Source organism: Acidovorax benzenivorans (assembly GCF_028680575.1).
Lineage (GTDB): Bacteria > Pseudomonadota > Gammaproteobacteria > Burkholderiales > Burkholderiaceae_C > Acidovorax > Acidovorax benzenivorans.
Map to the genome: position 1 here is coordinate 363,529 of NZ_JAPCKI010000005.1, position 20,279 is coordinate 383,807.

The following is a 20,279-nucleotide window of genomic DNA, read 5'->3' on the forward strand; positions in this document are numbered from 1 at the left end:
AATCGACTGCTGATCAGAGCCCAGAGCTGAACTTCCACGAGATTGTGCGCGCAAAATGAACAAAACGTTGACCACGCTATTTGCCCTGGCTGTCGCTTCCGTGACCGCCTTGTCCCACGCCCAGGAAGCCAAGGGCGACGTGGAAGCCGGCAAGCAAAAGATTGCCATGTGTATTGGATGCCACGGCATTCCAGGCTACCAAGCCAGCTTCCCCGAGGTGCACAAGGTGCCCATGATTTCGGGCCAAAGCGCCAAGTACATTGCGGCGGCGCTGGTCGCCTACCAAAAGGGCGAACGCAAGCACCCCACCATGCGCGGCATCGCCGAGTCGCTGTCCGAGAAGGACATCGCTGACGTGTCGGCCTACTACGAACAACACGGCAAGACCGGTGCCGAGCTGCCCGCCAAGCCCTCGCGCGAACCCAGTGTGCAGGTGGCGGGGTTGCTGAAGAAGGGCGCCTGCGTGTCTTGTCACGGCGACAACTTTGCCAAGCCCATCGACCCCTCGTACCCCAAGATTGCAGGCCAGCACGCCGACTACCTGTTTGTGGCCCTCAAGTCCTACAAGGTCGAGAAGAACACCAACGTGGGCCGAGGTAACGCCATCATGGGCGGTGTGGCCAAGCAGTTCACCAACGCTGAACTGAAGGCGCTGGCCAGTTACGTGAGCGGCCTGGACGGTGACCTGCACACGGTGCCCCAGTCGCGCTTTCGTTGATCGGCAACTGCGCTGACTCACCAAAAAGGCCCGCTTCGGCGGGCTTTTTGCTGGGCGATCGCATCCTTCGGTGGATGGCAGCTACGGTGCCCACTGGGGATGGGCTCAGCGGGTGTTGATGGCAGCGGCTGTGCGGGCGAGTGACCGGATAGGGGCTGCGGATAGGGATCTGCAGATAGGGCGCCCACATGATGGTCTGGAACGTGCGACTCCCGAGTGGGTGGCATGGTGGTGTGCTCAGCACGCGCGGCTGTTAAAGCGCGCTGCGCCTACAAGGCCCGCAGTCGTCCCACGGTAAAATCATGATTGGGTGTCGGCGCCATGGTGGCTCGGCAGGTTCATGCGCTGGTCGGGCCGCCGCGCGGTTTTTCTGCGACCCATGAACTCCTCTCCCACCCTGATCCAGGTGATCGGTGCCGTCCTGTTCGGCCTGGCCATCCTCCACACCTTCTCCACCAAGTATTTCGAGCACCTCGCGCACACGCAGCCCAAACATGCGGGCATTTGGCATCTGATGGGCGAGGTGGAAGTGGTCTTCGGCTTTTGGGCGCTGGTGCTTATGCTGTTCATGTTCTCCATCAGCGGCAAGCAGGAGGCCACGGCATACCTGGACTCGCGCAACTTCACCGAACCGCTGTTTGTGTTCGCGATCATGGTGATTGCGGCTACTCGGCCGATTCTTCAGATGGCGGGCTCTGCGGTTCGGCTGCTCGCGAGATGCATGCCTTTGCAGCGCGGGGTGGCGATGTATTTTGTGGTGTTGTCGGTCGTCCCGCTGCTGGGCTCCTTCATCACCGAGCCTGCTGCGATGACGCTGGCGGCGCTGATGCTGCGCGACATCCTGTTCTCGCAGCCGCTGTCAAGCAAGCTCAAGTATTCGACCATTGGCGTGCTGTTCGTCAACATCTCGATCGGCGGCACGCTCACGCCGTTTGCTGCGCCTCCGGTGCTCATGGTGGCGGCGCAGTGGAACTGGGACCTGTGGTTCATGGCGTCGAACTTTGGCTGGAAGGCCGCCGTGGCCGTTGTGGTCAATGCGGGCATCGCCACGCTGCTGTTTCGCCGCCAGGTGGGGCACATGGGGCGCAAGATCGCCACGGACGAGGCGCCAGTCCCTGTGTCCGTGATGCTGGTGCACCTGATGTTCCTGGCGCTGGTGGTGCTGTTTGCGCACCACCCTGCTGTCTTTATGGGCCTGTTCCTCTTCTTTATGGGGTTCACCACCGCCTACCAGCGCCATCAAAACCCGTTGATCCTGCGCGAGGCCTTGCTGGTGGCCTTTTTTCTGGCCGGGCTGGTGGTGTTGGGCGGTTTGCAACAGTGGTGGCTGCAGCCAGTGCTCATGAAGATGGACGCCAACGCCGTGTTCTTTGGCGCGGCAGCGCTCACGGCCTTCACCGACAACGCTGCGTTGACCTACCTGGGCTCACTGGTCGAAGGCCTCAGCAACGAGTTCAAGGTGGCGTTGGTGGCGGGAGCGGTGACGGGCGGTGGCCTGACGGTGATTGCCAATGCACCCAACCCTGCAGGCGCGGCGATCTTGAAAGAAAAGTTCGCTGACAACGCCATCCACCCGCTGGGACTGCTGCTGGGCGCGTTGCCGCCCACGCTGGTGGCGGTGCTGGCGTTCAAGCTGTTGTGAACACCACGCTCCGTGCGGGGCTTAGACCTTGAACAGGTTCTTAGTCCCGCGTGGCGCGCCGCTGCACGCAGGCGATGTAGGCATCGCCATCGGGCGGGCGGCCTGCGCGCTGGCTTTCCCACAGCATTTCGCCCAGGCAGTCCATGGCTGCGTGGTGCGCGTCGTGCAATGAGTCGAGCCGCGCCGTCAGCAGCTCCACCGCCTGGCGGATGCCGCGTGGCTGGTCGATGCTGCATTGCTCGCTGATCGACAGGTGCATCGACAGGTGCAGAAACGGATTGGTCTGCCCCGGCGTTTCGTCGTAGTTACGGGCCACGGCGGCGTCGGCGTCGGACAGGTCGGCGTGGTATTCGGGGTGCTCGGCGATCCACAGGCTGGCCAACGTCTCGATGGCTTCCATAGGCGCGCCGCTCTGGGTCTTGGCGTGCACACCACACAGAAAGCGGCGCACATCGGCTTGAGAGGGGCTGAACATGGGGCGTGAGGGTAGCACGCAGGGCAAGAGCCTGGCGCCTGAAGGGAAGGCGGGGGAGGGCGATGCGGATTGCGCCTGCCTGCTACATCGCGCCGGGGCGGCGTCCTACGCTGACCGTGGGGCGGCGCACCTACATTGGGCTGGCGCAAAGGCCGGGAGCCGGGTCCACTTTGTCGCAGTCCTCCAAACCCGGCATGGGGAGAAACGTTATGAATGCAATGCGAATCGTCGGTGTGCTGTTGTTGGTGTTGGGGCTGGCCGGATTTTTGACCGGGGGCTTCAGTTTTACCAAGGACACGACCCAAGCCAAACTGGGGCCACTGGAGCTGACGGTCAAGGAAAAAGAGTCCGTGAACATCCCGCAATGGATGAGCCTGGGCGCCATGGTACTTGGCGGTGTGGTGCTGGTGTTGGGCTTTCGCAAGCGCTGATGATTTGAGCCCGTCTCAAAATCCACGGCAGCGCTGCTGCTGCGCAGGCCTGCTGTCACTCACGCGCGTGGGGCACCCATCATGCGCGAGATGGTTTTTGCCGCGCGAAGCAGCCCGGGCAACAAGCTCTCCTGCATCACCGCCGCACTCGTGCGGTTGGCTTGACCGCTGATATTGAGCGCCGCCACTGTCTGCCCCATGCGGTTGGTCAGCGGCGCCGCAATCGATATCAAGCCTTCTTCCAGCTCCTGGTTCACCAGGCACCAGCCTTGCTGCCGCGCCTGGCGGATGTGGGCGATCAGCGCATCCACATCGGTGGTGGTGTGTTCGGTAAAACGCTGCATGGGGTGGCCCTGCAGCCGGGCCTGCAGTTCATCGTCTGGCAGCCCGGCCAGCAGCATGCGGCCCATGGACGTCCAGCATGCGGGCAGGCGTGAGCCCACGCCCAGCGTGGTGCGCATGATCTTGTGCGTGGGCACGCGCAGCACATAGACGATGTCCAGGCCGTCGAGCACAGCGGCCGATGACGACTCGCGCACCTCTTCCACCAGATCTTCCATCACTGGCTCGGCCAGGTTCCAGATGGGCAGTGACGACAGGTAGGCAAACCCCAGGTCCAGGATGCGCGGGCTCAGGCGAAACAGCTTGCCGTCCGTTTCTACGTACCCCAGCGTCTGCAGCGTGAGCAGGATGCGCCGTGCGCCCGCACGGGTCAGGCCAGTTTGCGCGGCCACTTCACTCAACGTCTGCTGCGGCGTGGCCGCGCTGAAAGAACGGATCACCTCCAGCCCGCGCGCGAACGACTGCACATAGCTGTCGCTCGGTTTGGGGTCTTTGGTTTCTGGGATTTGTGAATTCATACGTGTGCCAACTATAATTCTTTAAGCGAACATTTGTTCTGTATGCGAACAAATTTCGAAGAGACAACAACCAAGCAAACCAAGAAAGCGTTGCAATGATCAACAAACTGGCGGACTCGGTGGCCCAGGCCCTCGCGGGGGTGAAGGATGGTGCCACGGTGTTGATAGGCGGGTTCGGCACGGCCGGCATTCCGGGTGAGTTGATCGACGGCCTCATCGCCCAGGGCGCGCGCGACCTCACCGTGGTCAACAACAACGCTGGCAACGCCGACCAGGGCCTGGCCGCGCTGCTCAAGGCAGGGCGGGTGCGCAAGATCATCTGCAGCTTTCCGCGCCAGGTCGATAGCCATGTGTTCGACGAGCTGTACCGCAGCGGCAAGCTGGAGCTGGAACTCGTACCTCAGGGCAACCTGGCCGAGCGCCTGCGCGCTGCGGGCGCGGGCATCGGCGCCTTTTTCTGCCCCACAGCGCATGGCACCGAGCTGGCCGCTGGCAAAGAGACGCGCGAGATCAACGGCAAACACTACGTGCTGGAGTACCCCATCCACGGCGACGTGGCCCTGATCAAGGCCGAGAAGGGTGACCGCTGGGGCAACCTCACTTACCGTATGTCCGCCCGCAATTTTGGGCCCGTGATGGCCACTGCCGCCAAGACCACCATCGCCACCGTGCACGAGGTCGTCACGCTCGGCTCGCTGGACCCGGAGGCCATCGTCACCCCCGGCATCTACGTGACTCACGTCGTGAAGATCGACCGCACGGCCACCCAGGCCGGTGGTTTCAAGAAATCAGCATGAAATTGGCCTCTGGCGCACAAGGAATAAGCGTGAGTAGCTATCAAAAACGTAGTAAAGACGAGTTGGCAAAACGCGTGGCGCAAGACATCCACGACGGCGCCTACGTCAACCTGGGCATCGGCCAGCCCACCCTGGTGGCCAACCACATCCCCGCAGGCCGCGAGGTCATCCTGCAAAGCGAGAACGGCATCCTGGGCATGGGCCCCGCGCCCGCTGCGGGTCTGGAGGACTACGACCTCATCAACGCGGGCAAGCAGCCCGTGACGCTGCTGCCCGGCGGTGCGTACTTTCACCATGCCGACAGCTTTGCCATGATGCGCGGCGGCCACCTCGATATCTGCGTGCTGGGCGCCTTCCAGGTATCGGCTACGGGTGACCTGGCCAACTGGAGTACCGGCGAGCCCGGAGCCATCCCCGCCGTGGGCGGCGCGATGGATTTGGCCATCGGCGCCAAGCAGACCTGGGTGATGATGGACCTGCTGACCAAGCAGGGCGCCAGCAAGATCGTCACGCAATGCAGCTACCCGCTCACCGGTGTCGCCTGCGTGAAGCGCATCTACACCGATCTGTGCACACTGGCTTGCACGCCCACGGGGCTGCAGCTCATCGACACCGTGCCTGGCCTGTCGCTGGCCGAGCTGGAGCAACTGGTGGGCCTGTCGATCCGTGCGGCCGCCTGAATCCAACCCCCCAAGAAACGAGGAGACAACACCATGAGCCAACAACGCCAAGCCTTCATCTGCGACGCCATCCGCACCCCCTTCGGCCGCTATGGCGGCGCGCTCTCCAGCGTGCGCACCGACGACCTGGGTGCCATCCCCATCAAGGCGCTGATGGACCGCAACCCCGGCGTGGACTGGGCGGCCGTGACCGACGTGCTCTACGGCTGCGCCAACCAGGCCGGTGAAGACAACCGCAACGTGGCCCACATGAGCAGCTTGCTGGCGGGCCTTCCCATCGACGTGCCCGGCGCCACCATCAACCGCCTGTGCGGCTCTGGCATGGACGCCGTGGGCACCGCGGCGCGCGCCATCAAGGCAGGCGAGGCGGGCCTGATGATTGCGGGCGGCGTGGAGAGCATGAGCCGCGCACCGTTCGTGATGCCCAAGGCCGAGTCGGCCTTCAGCCGCAACAACGCGGTGTACGACACCACCATCGGCTGGCGCTTCATCAACAAGCTGATGAAAGAAAAGTACGGCGTGGACTCCATGCCCGAAACCGCTGAGAACGTGGCGACGGACTTCGGCATTGAGCGCGAAGCGCAAGACCAGATGGCCCTGCGCAGCCAGCTCAACGCTGTAGCCGCCATCAAGGACGGCCACCTGGCGCGCGAGATCGTGCCCGTGCACATCCCCCAAAAGAAGGGCGACGCCATCATCGTCAGCCAGGACGAACACCCGCGCGAGACAAGCCTGGAAGCGCTGGCCAAGCTCAAGGGCGTGGTGCGGCCCGATGGCACGGTGACGGCGGGCAACGCCAGCGGCGTGAACGACGGTGCTTGCGCACTGCTGCTGGCCGACGGAGCCAGCGCTGCCAAATACGGCCTCAAGCCCCGCGCCCGCGTGGTGGGCATGGCGGTGGCCGGTGTGGCGCCGCGCATCATGGGTTTTGGCCCCACGCCCGCCACGCAGAAGGTGCTGGCGCAGACGGGCCTGACCATCGACCACATGGACGTGATCGAACTGAACGAAGCCTTTGCAGCGCAGGGCCTGGCCGTGCTGCGCGCACTGGGCATCAAGGACGACGACGCGCGGGTGAACGCCTGGGGCGGCGCGATTGCGCTGGGCCACCCGCTGGGTGCGAGCGGTGCACGGCTGGTCACCACCGCCGTCAACCGCCTGCATGAACACGCCGGCCAGTACGCGCTGTGCACCATGTGCATCGGCGTGGGGCAGGGCATTGCCATCATCCTGGAGCGCGTGTGACCGTGATCGAACGCAACCCCACACCGGTCACCGTCATTACGGGTGCCAGCAACGGCATCGGCCGTGCGATTGCCGACGCCGTGCTGGCCCAGGGCCACGCCGTGGTCAACCTGGACTACGTGCTGCCCACCTGGAGCCACCCTCGGCTTACCTCGTACCAGGGCGACCTGACCAATGAGGCATCGACCCGCGAGCGCGCGACCGAGATTGCCGCCAAACACAACGTGACGGCGCTGGTGAACAACGCGGGCGCCACGCGCCCCGGCACCATCGATACTGCCACCACGGCGCAGCTGGATGACGTGGTGGGCCTGCACCTGCGTGCGCCCATGCTGCTGGTGCAGGCCTTTTTGCCCACGCTGCGCGCCAGCGGGCAGGGCCGCATCGTCAACATGTCGTCGCGTGCCGCGCTGGGCAAGGGCGACCGCATCGTGTACTCGGCCACCAAGGCCGGAATGATCGGCATGACGCGCACGCTCGCCATGGAGCTGGGTCGTGACGGCATCACCGTCAACGCGATTGGCCCCGGCCCGATTGCCACCGAACTCTTCCGCCAGAGCAACCCCGACGGTGCGCCGCAGACGCAGCGCATCTTGAACAGCATCGCCGTGGGCCGCATGGGCACGCCCGACGATGTGGCGCGCGCGGCGCTGTTTTTCCTCTCGCCCGACAACGGCTTCGTGACCGGGCAGGTGCTGTACGTGTGCGGAGGCACCACGCTGGGAGTGGCGCCTGTTTAGCAACCTGAACTGATCTTCCCTGCCGCCCCGCAAGGGGCGCCCCCCGTTCTCGCCCGGAGGCATCGGCACCCGGTTGAGGCCACGGCGCGGCCAGACCCTGCCCAACGCGGCGCTGGTGGCACCCATCCATTCATCCACCTTCTTGAAGGAGACAAACCATGACCCGTTCCACCCACACCACCCGCCGCTTCGCGCTGTCGGCCGCTGCTGTCACCGCCCTCGCTGGTATCGGCCTACTGGGCAGCAGCGCTGCGCTCGCCCAGGCCTACCCCACCAAGCCCGTCACCATCGTTGTGCCCTTTGCCGCAGGCGGCACCACCGACATCCTGGCGCGCATCATCGGCCAGGCACTGACCACCGAGCTGGGCCAGTCGGTCATCGTGGACAACCGCGCGGGTGCGGGTGGCAACATCGGCGGCACCATGGCGGCCAAGGCGCCAGCGGATGGCTACACGCTGTTCATGGGCACGGTGGGCACGCACGCCATCAATGCCAGCTTGTACAAGAAGATGCCGTTTGACCCCGTGAAGGACTTCGCGCCGCTCACGCGCGTGGCCAACGTGCCCAACCTGCTGGTGGCCAACCCCGCGCAGCCCTACAAGAGCGTGAAGGAACTGATCGCCTACGCCAAGGCCAACCCCGGCAAGGTCAACTTTGGTTCGTCGGGCAACGGCAGCTCCATCCACCTGTCGGGCGAGCTGTTCAAGAGCCTGGCCAAGGTGGACATGGTGCACGTGCCCTACAAGGGCAGCGCACCCGCCGTCACCGACCTGCTGGGCAACCAGATCGGCATCATGTTCGACAACATGCCCTCGGCCATCCAGCATGTGCGCAGCGGCAAACTGGTGCCGATTGCCGTGACCACGGCCAAGCGCTCGCCCGAGCTGCCCAACGTGCCCACCATCGCCGAGGCCGGTGTGCCCGGCTACGAGGCCACATCGTGGTTCGGCATGTTTGCGCCCACCGGTACGCCCGCGCCGGTGCTGGCCAAGCTCAACACCGCGCTGGTCAAGGTGCTGAACCAGGCGGATGTGAAGAAGAAGATCAACGAGCAAGGCGCCGAAACGTACAGCGAAACGCCCGAGCAGTTTGCTGCCTTCATCCAGGCCGAGTCCATCAAATGGGGCAAGGTCGTGAAGGAGTCGGGCGCAAGTTTGGACTAAGCGCCACCGAGGTTCGTTGCAGCTACTAAATTGATAGCTGCTACCGCCTATGAATAGGGCGGTAGCAGCTATTTTTGTTTAAATTCGGGTAGACGAGATCACTGCACCCGGTACACGCGCCCCGTCTGCGCGCCTTCCACGCTGCGTTGGTAGGCCAGCGCTGCGCGCTCTGCGGGTACGGACTCGAACCCCGGGAAGAACGGCCCGTACACACCCACCGACTCGGTGAGGATGGTGGGGCTGACTGCGTTAATGCGCAGGCCGCGCGGCAGCTCGATGGCGGCGGCCGCCACAAAGCCCTCGATGGCGGCGTTCACCGCCGTGGCGCTGGCGCCATTGCGGATGGGCTCGATGGACAGGATGCCTGCGGTCAGCGTGATGGAGCCGCCATCGGTCAGGTACTTCTGGCCGATCAATGCCAGCTGCACCTGGCCCAGCAGCTTGTCTTGCAGGCCCAGGTTGAACTGCTCGGGCGTCATGTCGGCCAGCGGGCCAAAGTGCAGGTTGCCTGCGGTGCTGACGATGGCATCGACTTGGCCCACGGCAGCGAACAGCTTGGCGACCGAGCCCGGCTGCGAAAAGTCGGCGCGGTGTGTGCCGCTGTTGCGCCCCACAGTGATCACGTCGTGGCGTGCGCCCAGGTTGGCCAGCACGGCCTGGCCGATGGTGCCGCTGGCGCCGATGAGAAGAATCTTGGACATGGTGTGTTCCTTGGGGTTGAAAAGGGTTGAAGAAGAACTGACAACCCGATTCTTTTGTTAATTAATCAATGCATAAAGTACGTAGAAGTTATGCTTGTGCTAACTATTGATTAGGAATATTGGGAATTGCCATGGACAAGCTGCGCAACATGGAAGTCATGGTGGCCGTGGTCGAGGCTGGCAGTTTTGCCGCCGCTGCGCGTCAGCTCCACATCTCGGCGGTGATGGTGGGCAAACACATCCAGCAGCTGGAGACCCACCTGGGCGCGCGCCTGTTTCAGCGCAGCACGCGCCAGAACAGCCTGACCGAGGTGGGCGCCGCGTTCTACGACGACAGCAAGCGCGTGCTGGAGCAGGTGCGCTGGGCCGAATCGGCGGTAGAGCGTAGCCGCGCCGTGCCGCAGGGCCTGCTGCGGGTCAGCGCGCCGTTCACGCTGGGCAACCATGTCATCGCGCCGCTGGTGGCCGACTTTCTTCAACGCCATGACCAAGTGCGTGTGGACCTGCAGCTCACTGACAGCGTGGTGGACCTGGCGGGCGAGAGCTTTGACGTGGCCGTGCGCATTGGCCAGGTGGTGAATGAGGGCCTGGTGGCGCGCCCGCTGCGCCCCTACCGCATGGTGATTGCTGCTGCCCCTGCCTACCTGCAGCGCCACGGCACGCCCGAGCGTGCGGCCGACCTGGCCCGACACCAGTGCCTGAGCCATTCGGTGTGGCAGCGCCGGGTGGAATGGACGCTGCGCGATGGTAAAGACGAGTTCTTCTGGCCCGAAAACGCGCGCTTCGTTTGCAACCAGGGCGACGGCCTGCGCGAGGCTGCGCTACGCGGCCTGGGCCTGATCATGCAGCCCGAGGTGCTGCTGGCCGACGACCTGTCCAGCGGCGCGCTGGTGCCGGTGATGCAGCCTTGCCTGCCCGCGCCACGGCCCGTGCAACTGGTGTATGCGCCCGACCGGCGGCAATTGCCCAAGCTGGCGCGGTTTGTGGAATATGTGGTGGAGCGACTGGGCGAGGAAGAACGCCAGGGACGCTGAGGGCGCCCCTCGGTCGTCGGCTCAGCAGAACGCCCGGCGCTGCTGTTTGAGTGCATCGCGGTCGATGCTGGCCGCCAGTTGCTCCATGTCGGCCGCGCAAACGCCGTGCTGCAGAAAATGCTGGGGCCATTGCTCTACCGCTTGAGCAACTTCCTGAATCAGCTCGATGGCCCTGGCTCGGGGGATGCCGAATTCGCTCAACTCAGTCAGCGCGTTGTCCAGCGTGGATTGCGCGCCGTGCTGGCCCACCACCATGGCCTGGTAGCCCATGTTTTGCAGCGTGGGCACCACGTCGAACGCCGGGGCCAGGTCGTAGTAGCCGTCAAAGCCCAGGCGCAGGCAATGGTTGCGCTCGTGGTCGTCAGTGTTGTCCATGAGGATGTTGAACACCATGCGCCGAAACAGCTCCTCGCGCTGCGCCTTTTGCCGGTCGGGGTGTGCCTGGCGCAACAGCACGGTGGCCAGTGCGCCGTAGCTTTCGGCCAGGCCCGCAGCCGCCAGTGCGGTCTTGGCAGAAATGCAGTGCACGCGCAGGTTCAGGGTGTCCAGCCGCACGCGGTCAAACCGCTCGATCGTCAGTGCGTGGCGTTGGGGCCCACGGCCCATCCGCGATGGAATGGGCAGCACGCCCGTGGTGGCCACGTGGATGCCTGCCCTGGCCGCCAGCGTCATGGTGGCGTGCTCGATGAGGGGCGTGTCCACCGCGTCGTCCAGCTCGCTGAACTTGATGACGCAGGGCCCGCTGTCGGTTTGCAGCAGCGCCTTGGGGCGTGCCCCACCCAGCGTCACGCCGGGCTGCACCAGCCGCTGGATCTCTGGCGTGACCGGGACTTGCGACTGCACGTCTTCCACCGCCCGCACCATGGCCTCCAGATCGCGCAACTGCGGATAGGGTCCGATGCGGCGGGGGATGTAGTGATCGGCCGATGTGGAGATGCCCAAAGCGCCAAAGCGGTCGTCACCAGCGAACAGCAGCATCTCCAGAATCGACAGGCGCGCAGGGCGGTCGATGTGGCGGATGATGCGCTCGCCCCAACGGTCTGGCCGCGCATCGTCAATGGCGCCGGGTGCGCTGTCTTTGTGGTTGGCGCTGAACACGTGTCCCGCCAGCAGGGGCAGGTCTTCGCTCAGCGCAAACTCCCACCAATCTGCGGCGTAGCTGAAGGTGGCGCAGTTGGGCACCAACTGCGACAGGCCCACCGCCCCCGTCAGCACGGGTTGTGCAGGGTTGACCAACGTCCAGACGTACAGCGTGTCTTGCGGCACGTAGGAGCGCGGTGTGACTTGCCGCGCGTTGTCGGGTGGGGTCATGGCCGCGCTTTCTTCTGGCCCGAGATCAGTGCGGCCAGGCCTGCGGCGGTGCTGTTGGGTGTGCGTTCGACCGCGCCGAGCCCCGCTATCCGTGTGGCCTTCTTTGCTGCAGCCGTCCGATCTGTGCCGAACAATGAACGCTCTTCTTTTGCCAGGTGCGGGGCTACTGAATGGATTGGCGCATTGGCTTTTGATGCGGGTGGAAAGGCAGTTCCTTGTGTTTCGCTGGCCTCCGTTTGGGTGGCTGTCTTTTTTCCTGTTGTCGTCGGTTTCTGCACCGAAGCCCGCGCCGTGGACCGGGGCCTTGTTCTGGCCACTTCCTGTTCCAGCGAGGCCAGGTCGTTCTGCGGCGCAATCAGGTCGGCCAGCCCATGGGCCTGGTTGATGAGCCACATGCACATCACGTACGACGCCATGGACACCGACGGGTCGCCGCGTTCGATGCGCGCCATGGTGGGCTGCGACACGCCCAGCCGCTTCGCCCACTGGGCCTGCGTCTCTTTGCGGCGCTTGCGTGCGATCACGATGTTTTGGGCAAGCGACATGATCTGCTGAAGAACCGCCTGGGGGTAGTCAGTGGGCTTGGTGTTTTGTGCTGGCATTCATAGATGTTAGTTTAAATGAGTATTTTTGAACATCTATGAATTTATTTGAGTGCTCAAGCTAGAGAATACCAAGTCGCTATATTGCTCATAGATGTATGCAAATACAAAAATAAAAAACATCTATGAATAATAGTGCGAAACTGGATGGTATGCGTGGCTACGCAAGCGCGGGGCGTTCAGCCAGGGGTGGCGTGTTGCCACACGCCGCCATTCGGGCCTGCGGCCGTTCACTCCACGGCGTCACGGGGCGCCACGGGCCCGATCTTGAACACCCCGCTCACCCGCGCGCACGGCACGCCATCGGCCGTGACCAGGCCTTGCGCGAATACGAGAGAGCGCGTGATGCGCAGCGGCTCGGCCTCGCCCTCGACCCAGGCGCCCAGTGGGGCAGGGGCCAGATAGTCGATCTGCAGGCTGATGGTGGGCAAGAAGCGGTCAGACACCTGGTCGCTTTTGCGGTGCACCGACAGGGGCACCAGCATGTCGCAAAAGGTGGCCATCATGCCGCCGTGCAGGTTGCCCATGGGGTTGGTGTGGCGCTGCTCCACGCGAAAGCCGAACTTCACCACATTGCCCTGGTGCAGCACATACAGCGGGCCGTTGTGCTGGATGTAAGGGCCACCTGCCTCCAGCGGGGCAAAGCCTGCGGGGATGGGGGTGGTGGTGGCGTTCTCGGTGGCGTGCGTCATCAGCGGGCTTCCTTTTCAATGTCGTTGGCAAAACTGGCGTCCTGCAGGCTGCTGCGGGTGGCGTCGCCCTGCAGCCAGCCGCCGTACACCGTGCGGAAGTCCGCCACGATCTGCGCGAGCGGCATGTCGTCAAAGGCGCCGCGCTGGCGCACGTATTCCATGTGGCGTGCGCCCGACTTGTCGAACGGGTGGTAGATCGAGTCGTTTTCGCCGTCGAACTCCAGCGGCAGCAGGCCAAAGCGCTCGCACAGCTCGATGTTGAACGCGGGCGTGGCCTTGCGCCAGGCGCCATCGAGCCAGATGTCGGTGTAGCCGTGCCAGATGAAGAGGTCGGTCTTCATGGTTTCGCGCATGCGCTCGGTGGAGAGGTGGTTGCGCACGTCGGCAAAGCCCATGCGCGCCGGAATGCCCGCCGCACGGCACACGGCGGTAAGCAGCGCGGCCTTGGGCACGCACCAGCCGTAGCCGTTGGCCAGCACGGTGCTGGCTGTCATGCCCTGGGGCGACAGGTCGATGCGGTAGGGGTCGTAGCGAAAGCCGTCGCGCACGGCCAGGTACAGGGCCACGGCGCGCTCGCGGTCGGTGGCACCACGCGCGTGCTGAGCGGCAAAGGCCTGGACGGTGGGGGCGTCGCTGTCGATGAGGGCCGTGGCGCGCAGGTGGGCGGGCGTGGGGGTGGTGGTCATTGTGGTTTGTCTCCTGCAGTCGGACGGGGCCAGTGTGCGGGCCCTGGGCACCAGATGCTGTCACAGGCGCGCCAGCCTTGTGCGGCAGGGGTTGGATGTGCCCGCTACACCCGCCACGCCGGTAGTTCCCAGTTGCGCCACAGCGCCAGCCCGCGCAGCCCGGCCGTCAGCAGCACACAGGCCACCAGCGGCGCCCAGTCCGGCGCCTGCACCTGGCGCAGGGCCACGTCGGCCCAGCCGCCCGCGAAGGCGCACAGCGCGTAGGGCCGGTGGTCGCTGAAGGCTTGGGGCACCTCGTTGCACAACACGTCGCGCAGCACGCCGCCAAACACACCCGTGGTCACGCCCATCATCACGCTGATGATCGGTGGCATGCCGACGGCGGTGGCAATGTCCACCCCCACAGCGGCAAACAGGCCCAGGCCGATGGCATCGGGCAGCAGCATGGCGCGCTCGGTGGGCTGAAAGTGCCGCTGGCGCATGAACAGCATGGCGCCGATGCACAGCGCGAGGATGCCCCAGACGAATTCGGTGTGGCGAATCCAGAAAAAGGGCCGCTGGTCCAGCAGCAAATCGCGCAACGTGCCCCCGCCAAACGCGGCCACAAAGGCCACCACACACACGCCCACGGCATCCAGCCGCTTGCGCGCCGCCATGATCACGCCCGACAGGGCAAACGCAATGGTGGCGGCCACCTCCAGCGTGAAGCGCAGTGTGTGAATCCAGGGGGCGTCGAGTGGCAGGTCCATGGGCGCGATTGTGCCGTGGCGCTGTGGGGGCGGGCAGGGGTTGGCAGCGCACTGCCTGTTGCGTCGGATGCTATTAAAAAAATAGCTATTGGCGCATATTGCATAAGCGCTGTAGCCTGTTTTTATCCAAAACCTATGCGCCAATGTCTCTGATCTTGCGAGCTGGGTGTGTTTCAGTGTGCGACGCCCCATGCCCGCAGAAACTGCCAGGCCAGTGCCAGCACACAGCCCGCGCCGCCCAGGGCGCCCAGGCGGTGGCCCCAGCGCAGGCTGGCGATGGGCCATTGGTTCATGGCCAGTACCAGCAGCCAGCCCAGCACCATCCAGGCAGCCGCCACCAGCGCCAGCCCCGCCGCCAGCCCGGTCGCTGCAGAGGCTGCGAGGGCCTGCAGCACGAGGGTGGCCAGGACCACGGCCCAGGCGTGCCGTGATGCTGCTGTGGTGGGGGGAGTGCCGTCGCCCCAGGCGCGGGTGGGCACGGTGCGCGCCCAGCGGGTCAGCGCGATCAGTGAGGCCAGCGCGGCGCTGGCACCGATGAGCTCGTTCATGCGGCCTCCGGCGGGGTGCGGTGGGTGCCTGGGTTGGGCGTGTGCGGCGCACCGTGGCCCGCCCGCCGCCAGCGCAGCGCCCGCCGCGCGCGCAACAGCAGGGGTGCGCCCGCAGCCAAGGCGCACAACGCCGACGCCACCGCCCACTGCACCAGCCCGGCCTTGGCCGCCAGGCCGCCATAGGCCAGCGCGGCCAACGCCCACAGCAGCACGGTGGTGCGGGGCGCCCAGTGGCGCAGCGTGGCGGCGGGCAGGGCCACGAAGAAGGCGAGCAGCAGGCCCAGCATGCCCGACGACCGTGCGGGTTCGGTGGCCACGATGTGGGCCAGGCGGAAGGATTCCACCGCCAGCACACCGGTCAGCCAGAAGGGCCAGTGGGCTGACCCTACCCAGCGGGCCCAACCGCGTGGGTGCCAGCGCGGGTGGGCGGTGGTTGCGTGCACTGCAGAACCCGACCGAGCCACGGCCGCAGCGCGCGACGCCTTGCGCCGGTGCGCCTGCACCCGCTGTGGCCCGATGAAAACCGCAATGCCCCCACAGACCAGCCCCATGGCGACCAGGCTGACCAACATGGCAGGGCCTTGCGCGCTGCCCAGCACCAGCCCAGCCACACCGGCCACGGCCAGCAGCGCGCCCGCGCCACCCAGCGCCACGCGCCACAGCGCCAGCGTGCGCAGCGCCCACGCGGCCACGGCCGACATCAGCAGCCACACGCCGATGAGCGCCCACACCGACCACACCGGCCGCTGCGCCAGCGAGGGCAGGCCCGAAGGCCCCCACAGGTGCACGAACACCGCCACGATGAGCGCGGCGGGTGTGGTGGCGTGCAGGGCCAGGAAGAAACGTTGCATGGACGGTAGGGCTGCAGAAAATGGAGCGAGTAATGCGGTGTCAACCCGCAGCCGCGATTTCGCCGGTCGATGTGCCCTGCGCCGCCTCGGCCTCGCGCCTGCGCTGCTGGCGTGCATCCAGCCAGATCAGCGTGCCCGAGACCGATAAAAACGCGGGGGTCATGCCCAAAAAGAAATACAGCCACTTCAGCGCCAGCCCGCCAAAGTCACCAAAGTGCAGCGGCTCCATGAGTCCGTTGACCAGCGACCAGAAGCCCGCCGTGCGTGGGTCGTGCACCTTCTTGGGCGCGCCGGTGGCGGCGTGGATGTCCACCCGCGCAGTGCTGGCCAGGTGGCCCTGCAGGTTACCGGTAAAGCCCGCCTCGGCCGTGCTCGTGCCCCAGCGTCGCAGCGACACATAACGCGCCTCCAGCCCCGGCACAGCCTGCTGCGCGGTGGCGTACAGCGCATCCAGCGACTGCATGGGCACGGGCTCGGCGGCATCGCCAGCGGCCTTGCGCGCGGGCTTTGCAGCTGCAGCTTCGGTGATGGTGGCGGTGGTGGTCAGGTATTTGGTGCCCTGCTCGAACAGCGGCGTCAGTCCCATCCACGCCCCCGTGGCCGCGATCAGGATGTGAAAGCCCAGCCCCCAGATGCCCGCAGACTTGTGCAGGTCCGACATCACCACGCGAAAGCTGCGGCCCCAGCGCTGCGTGAACAGCTCGGCCAGGATCTTGCGGTGGATGACGATGCCTGTGGCAATCAGCACCAGCATCGCAGCACCCAGAAAGCCCACGATCCAGCGCGGTCCGAAGAACAGGAACACATGCAGCATGCGCAGGTATTGGCCCAGCTGGCTGTCCACCGGGCCAACTACCGTGCCCGTATCCGAGCGCAAGGCCACCTTGGTGCGCGTGTTCGCAGGTGCCCCGCGCTCGCGCACAAACGCGAAGTAGCTGGCGTTGACCGCATCGGGCAGCGCAATGGTCTCCACCGTGGCGCCGGGGTAGCGGGTGTGCAGCTGCGTCAGCACTGCGTCCAGCGACGCTGGCGTGGCAGAGCGCGGCAGCTGCGCCAGCGACGGGTTGGCCCACAGGTCGATCTCGTTCTTGAACACCACCACCGCACCCGAGAAGCACACGATAAACAGCAGCAGCCCCGTGACGATGCCCGCCCAGGAGTGCAGGGTAAAGAGGCGGTTCAAGGTGCGCTGGCTGGTCATGGTGGGCGGTGTAACGGCGGCTATTGGGGAGGGGCTTGGGCTCATTCCCCAACCGTTCGGGCTGAGCCTGTCGAAGCCAGGGCACAGCACATTGGGTAGCCCTTCGACAGGCTCAGGGCGAACGGCGGGAAGGACATGCCAAAGACTTTGAAGCGGCCGTCAGAAGAAGTACGTCACGCCCAGGCTGAAGTTGCGCGGCAGTGACGGAGACACCACGTTGGCATTGATCGCTCCGTCGTAGTACGCCTTGTTGAACACGTTCTTGACCCCCGCCGTCACACGGTAGTTCTCGCCCACGTAGCTGACCGAGGCATCGGCCACAAAGTACGACGGCAGCGTGAACGGGTACGAGCCGATCTGCTCGCTCACGTAGCGCCCGCCCAGGCCCAGCGTCACGCGCTGGTACTGCGGCAGCTTGTACGTGGCCCAGGCCGTGAGCGTGTGGCGCGGCGTGAGGTTGAGCGGCAGGCCGACGATGGCAGCGTTGTTGTCGCGCGTGACCTTGGTCTGCGTGTAGGTGTAGGCGCTGGTCAGCTTCCAGCCGTTCTTCAGGTCCGCGCCCAGCTCCAGCTCCAGCCCCCGTGCGCGTTGCTCGCCGGTCTGCACGCTGAAGCCCGTGTTCACCAGGTCGGCCGTGGTCACGTTCTGGCGTACCAGGTCGAAGATGGCGAGCGCGCCGGTGATCTGGCCGTTGGGCGACTCGTACTTCACGCCCGCCTCCCACTGCTTGCCCGTCTCGGGCACAAAGGGCGATCCGCCGAAGGCCAGGCCCGACACGGGCAAGAACGACTCGCCATAGCTGCCATAGACCGACCAGCCCGGCTTGAACTCATACACCAGCCCGGCGGACAGCGTGGTGGCGCTGTCCTTCTGGCGGGTTTGTGTGTTGGCCACGCGGTTGTTGGTGTCGTTGGTGGACCAGTCGCGGCGCAGGCCCACCAGGGCCGTCCAGCCCTGGCCGAACTTGATCTGGTCTTGTGCATACAGCCCGGCTACGGTGAGCTTGGACGGTGCATCGCTGGTCAGCGCTGCGGGGCAGGTGGCCTGCATGCCATAGACGGGCGCGAACAAATCCAGCGCGCCGATGCGGCAGGTGCGGCTGGCCAGCAGGCTGTGGCCGCTGCGCACGTCCAGGCCCGTGACGAGCTGGTGCTTGACGCCCAGCGCCTCGAAGCGTGTGAGCAGCGAGGTGTCGGTGGCAAGCAGGTCGTAGTCCATGTACTGGCGCGATGCCTGGCGGTTTTGCAGCCGCTGGTTAGCCTGTAGCGCCAGGTTGGAGATGAAGTTGCCCGTGCCCTTCTCGGTCTCGTAGCGCACGTTCTGGCGGAAGGTCATGGCGTCCGACACCTTGTGCTCCAGCGCATAGCCCACCGTGGTGCTCTCCACGTCATATACGCCAAAGCTCGGGTCGCCCGTGAACATGGTGCGTGACAGGGTGCCGTTGCGGTTGGGCAGCAGCGTGCCGTAGGGCGTGATGCCCTGCTGGCGCATCCATTCACTTTGGCTGTAGGTGGCAAACAGCACCAGGTCGGTCTGCGCGCCCAGGTCGATGGACAGCGACGGCGCAAACCAGCGGTCCTTGCGGTACACGAACTGCGTGGGGTCGTCGGCGTTGGACACCTGGGCGTTGATGCGCAGCGCCGTCTTGCCCGATTCTGACAGTGGCCGGTTGATGTCTGCTTGCAGCGTGCGCTGGCCAAAGCTGCCCACCTCCACGCCCACTTCGTTGATCGCCTCCTTCTTGGGCCGCTTGCTCACCGCGTTGACGATGCCGCCGGGCTGCACCTGGCCAGCCAGCGCCACGTTTTCGAGGTCTTGCAGCAGCAGCCAAATGCGCCCAGCGTGCGCCACACTTGCTGGCCGATTGAGCGGCGCGCCAGGAAGAGCGAGCCAATCACCCTGAAAATTCGACCCGCCCAGCGACGTGAGCGCGGAGGCCGCTGCAGCCAGCTCGCTCGCGTGCGCGGCCTCTTTACTGGCTGCGGCTTCTGTGGCGTTGGTGAAGGTTGCAGCGGCCATGGCATTGGCGCCCGGGGCGAGCTTGTCTTTCTCCCACAGATAGAAGTTCTCCTGCGCCTCGTCAAAGATCGGCTCGTCCTGGCTGGAGTCCGGTACCTGTGGCGCGGCTTCGATGGGTGTGATCGGGGTTGGCATATCGGTCGTGTGGGTCAGTTTGGAGAGGTGGTCGGCAGGCCCTCGATCTCGAAGCGGAACGAGGACGTGCGGGCGTTGTCCCGCGACATGGGGGCGCTCTTGAGAATCCCGAAAAGCAGGCTTTGCCGGTAGCCGGGCAGCAGCGTGGGTGTGAATGCAACGCCCTTGCCAACCAGGCGCAGCAGTTGGTAAAGCGCCGAGTCTTCGTTCTTGCTGCTCAGTGCGGCTGTACCGCTCATGTCGCAGGTGGCGCCATAGATCAGCACCGAGGTGCTTCCGTTCTCGTCGGCCTTGCGGCTGGTGAGCACACGGGGCGCGCGGACCAGTCCGAACTCCACGCCGCTCTCCGGCCCTTCAAGGTCCACGCCCGGGATGTAGCGCAGCTTGCCAACTTCGATCTGCGAGACGGCGCGCAGCTGGGTCCCCGTGCCCTCAATCGTGACGTGCACCACGGCCGCAGGGAAGATCGGGAGCCCGTGGACCAAGACGCGGTCGGTCGTGGTGCGCTGCCCGAAGCGGTAGTCCCAGAAGCCCCGCGCGGCAGACTTGATACGGCCGGTGTGTTCTACCGCCAGAGGGCCACCGTCGAACTTGTAAACACGCACGCGCCAGTGCGCGCCCTTGGCGCCAAAGATGGCAACCGCGTTCGCATACCGCTGGCGTAACCGGTAGCTGATGTCCTCCGTGGTGCTCTGCACTGGCTGGTGCTTGTAGAACAGCATGCCATCGGCCCGCAGGTGGGGGCCAAAAGGCCGGTGGCGCAGCGTGGGGCGCATGTCGGTCCAGCGTGTGGGGTCCTGCTCGGGCACCACCACTGTGCCTGCAGGTATCTCTACGGCACTGCGGAACACACGGTGGATGTTTGCCCGCGTGACTTCTGTGCCGATGATCGGATAGGCGGTGCCGCTGACCCATGCAGGCTCTGATGGGGCGGGCTCAGGGACAGAGCCTTCCAGGAACATGGCGTCTGTGATGGGGTTGCGTTCGATGTAGTACATG

22 protein-coding genes are annotated in these 20,279 nt (G+C 65.4%); 9 read left to right on the top strand and 13 right to left on the bottom strand.

Annotated features, from left to right (window positions below):
* Positions 1–55: 55 nt before the first annotated feature.
* Positions 56–718, top strand: a complete 663-nt coding sequence (locus tag OIN59_RS11865; RefSeq protein WP_274110511.1) for a c-type cytochrome — start codon at positions 56–58, stop codon at positions 716–718.
* 379 nt (positions 719–1,097) lie between these two features.
* Positions 1,098–2,360 (top strand): putative Na+/H+ antiporter, encoded by a 1,263-nt coding sequence (locus tag OIN59_RS11870; protein WP_274110513.1) that lies wholly within the window; start codon positions 1,098–1,100, stop codon positions 2,358–2,360.
* Between the two features lie 40 nt (positions 2,361–2,400).
* Here OIN59_RS11870 and OIN59_RS11875 read toward each other — a convergent pair whose 3' ends face one another.
* Positions 2,401–2,835 (bottom strand): DUF1841 family protein, encoded by a 435-nt coding sequence (locus OIN59_RS11875; RefSeq protein WP_010459392.1) that lies wholly within the window; start codon positions 2,833–2,835, stop codon positions 2,401–2,403.
* Positions 2,836–3,044: 209 nt separating this feature from the next.
* Here OIN59_RS11875 and OIN59_RS11880 point away from each other — a divergent pair, with 209 nt between their 5' ends.
* Complete coding sequence (locus OIN59_RS11880) at positions 3,045–3,266, top strand: hypothetical protein (RefSeq protein ID WP_198509136.1); 222 nt, start codon at positions 3,045–3,047, stop codon at positions 3,264–3,266.
* 59 nt (positions 3,267–3,325) lie between these two features.
* Here OIN59_RS11880 and OIN59_RS11885 read toward each other — a convergent pair whose 3' ends face one another.
* A complete protein-coding gene (locus OIN59_RS11885) occupies positions 3,326–4,126 on the bottom strand; it encodes an IclR family transcriptional regulator domain-containing protein (RefSeq protein WP_274110517.1) in 801 nt (266 codons plus the stop codon).
* Positions 4,127–4,221: 95 nt separating this feature from the next.
* Between OIN59_RS11885 and OIN59_RS11890 the strand changes: the two genes are divergently transcribed.
* The 5 genes from OIN59_RS11890 (at position 4,222) to OIN59_RS11910 (ending at position 8,751) form a co-directional block, all read left to right on the top strand.
* Positions 4,222–4,923: a 3-oxoacid CoA-transferase subunit A gene (locus tag OIN59_RS11890; protein ID WP_274110519.1), complete on the top strand. Its 702-nt coding sequence runs from the start codon at positions 4,222–4,224 to the stop codon at positions 4,921–4,923.
* Between the two features lie 29 nt (positions 4,924–4,952).
* Positions 4,953–5,603, top strand: coding sequence for a 3-oxoacid CoA-transferase subunit B (locus tag OIN59_RS11895; protein WP_274110587.1), 651 nt, complete (start codon positions 4,953–4,955; stop codon positions 5,601–5,603).
* A 33-nt stretch (positions 5,604–5,636) separates the two neighbouring features.
* On the top strand, positions 5,637–6,848 hold the full coding sequence (gene pcaF, locus OIN59_RS11900; RefSeq protein WP_274110521.1) for a 3-oxoadipyl-CoA thiolase: 1,212 nt from the start codon (positions 5,637–5,639) through the stop codon (positions 6,846–6,848).
* Positions 6,845–7,588, top strand: a complete 744-nt coding sequence (locus OIN59_RS11905) for an SDR family NAD(P)-dependent oxidoreductase (RefSeq protein ID WP_274110523.1) — start codon at positions 6,845–6,847, stop codon at positions 7,586–7,588. The genes pcaF and OIN59_RS11905 overlap by 4 nt, the downstream gene beginning before the upstream one ends.
* Before the next feature lie 158 nt (positions 7,589–7,746).
* Positions 7,747–8,751, top strand: coding sequence for a Bug family tripartite tricarboxylate transporter substrate binding protein (locus OIN59_RS11910; RefSeq protein ID WP_274110525.1), 1,005 nt, complete (start codon positions 7,747–7,749; stop codon positions 8,749–8,751).
* A gap of 98 nt (positions 8,752–8,849) precedes the next feature.
* Here OIN59_RS11910 and OIN59_RS11915 read toward each other — a convergent pair whose 3' ends face one another.
* A complete protein-coding gene (locus tag OIN59_RS11915; protein WP_274110527.1) occupies positions 8,850–9,452 on the bottom strand; it encodes a short chain dehydrogenase in 603 nt (200 codons plus the stop codon).
* Between the two features lie 131 nt (positions 9,453–9,583).
* Here OIN59_RS11915 and OIN59_RS11920 point away from each other — a divergent pair, with 131 nt between their 5' ends.
* On the top strand, positions 9,584–10,486 hold the full coding sequence (locus tag OIN59_RS11920) for a LysR family transcriptional regulator (RefSeq protein WP_274110529.1): 903 nt from the start codon (positions 9,584–9,586) through the stop codon (positions 10,484–10,486).
* A gap of 21 nt (positions 10,487–10,507) precedes the next feature.
* Here the strand turns inward: OIN59_RS11920 and OIN59_RS11925 are convergent, their stop codons facing one another.
* The 10 genes from OIN59_RS11925 to OIN59_RS11970 all read right to left on the bottom strand — a co-directional run bounded on the left by OIN59_RS11925 (position 10,508) and on the right by OIN59_RS11970 (position 20,278).
* Entirely contained in the window at positions 10,508–11,797 is a 1,290-nt protein-coding gene (locus tag OIN59_RS11925) for a type II toxin-antitoxin system HipA family toxin (RefSeq protein WP_274110531.1), read from the bottom strand.
* Positions 11,794–12,342 carry a helix-turn-helix transcriptional regulator gene (locus OIN59_RS11930; RefSeq protein ID WP_274110533.1) on the bottom strand — a complete coding sequence of 183 codons (549 nt, stop codon included), beginning with the start codon at positions 12,340–12,342 and terminating at the stop codon, positions 11,794–11,796. The genes OIN59_RS11925 and OIN59_RS11930 overlap by 4 nt, the downstream gene beginning before the upstream one ends.
* A 287-nt stretch (positions 12,343–12,629) precedes the next feature.
* A complete protein-coding gene (locus tag OIN59_RS11935) occupies positions 12,630–13,091 on the bottom strand; it encodes a PaaI family thioesterase (RefSeq protein WP_274110535.1) in 462 nt (153 codons plus the stop codon).
* Positions 13,091–13,777, bottom strand: a complete 687-nt coding sequence (locus OIN59_RS11940; RefSeq protein WP_274110537.1) for a transglutaminase-like domain-containing protein — start codon at positions 13,775–13,777, stop codon at positions 13,091–13,093. Before OIN59_RS11940 ends, OIN59_RS11935 begins: the two co-directional genes overlap by 1 nt.
* Positions 13,778–13,881: 104 nt before the next feature.
* Positions 13,882–14,526, bottom strand: a complete 645-nt coding sequence (locus OIN59_RS11945) for a trimeric intracellular cation channel family protein (RefSeq protein WP_274110539.1) — start codon at positions 14,524–14,526, stop codon at positions 13,882–13,884.
* Between the two features lie 173 nt (positions 14,527–14,699).
* Positions 14,700–15,074 carry a hypothetical protein gene (locus tag OIN59_RS11950; RefSeq protein WP_274110541.1) on the bottom strand — a complete coding sequence of 125 codons (375 nt, stop codon included), beginning with the start codon at positions 15,072–15,074 and terminating at the stop codon, positions 14,700–14,702.
* Entirely contained in the window at positions 15,071–15,925 is an 855-nt protein-coding gene (locus OIN59_RS11955) for a hypothetical protein (protein WP_274110543.1), read from the bottom strand. Before OIN59_RS11955 ends, OIN59_RS11950 begins: the two co-directional genes overlap by 4 nt.
* Positions 15,926–15,965: 40 nt before the next feature.
* The gene (locus OIN59_RS11960; RefSeq protein ID WP_274110545.1) at positions 15,966–17,126 is read right to left on the bottom strand and encodes a PepSY-associated TM helix domain-containing protein; all 1,161 of its coding nucleotides are present in this window, start codon (positions 17,124–17,126) and stop codon (positions 15,966–15,968) included.
* Between the two features lie 159 nt (positions 17,127–17,285).
* Entirely contained in the window at positions 17,286–19,280 is a 1,995-nt protein-coding gene (locus OIN59_RS11965; RefSeq protein WP_274110547.1) for a TonB-dependent receptor, read from the bottom strand.
* A 14-nt stretch (positions 19,281–19,294) separates the two neighbouring features.
* Positions 19,295–20,278, bottom strand: a complete 984-nt coding sequence (locus OIN59_RS11970) for a hypothetical protein (RefSeq protein WP_274110549.1) — start codon at positions 20,276–20,278, stop codon at positions 19,295–19,297.
* Position 20,279 lies beyond the last annotated feature (1 nt).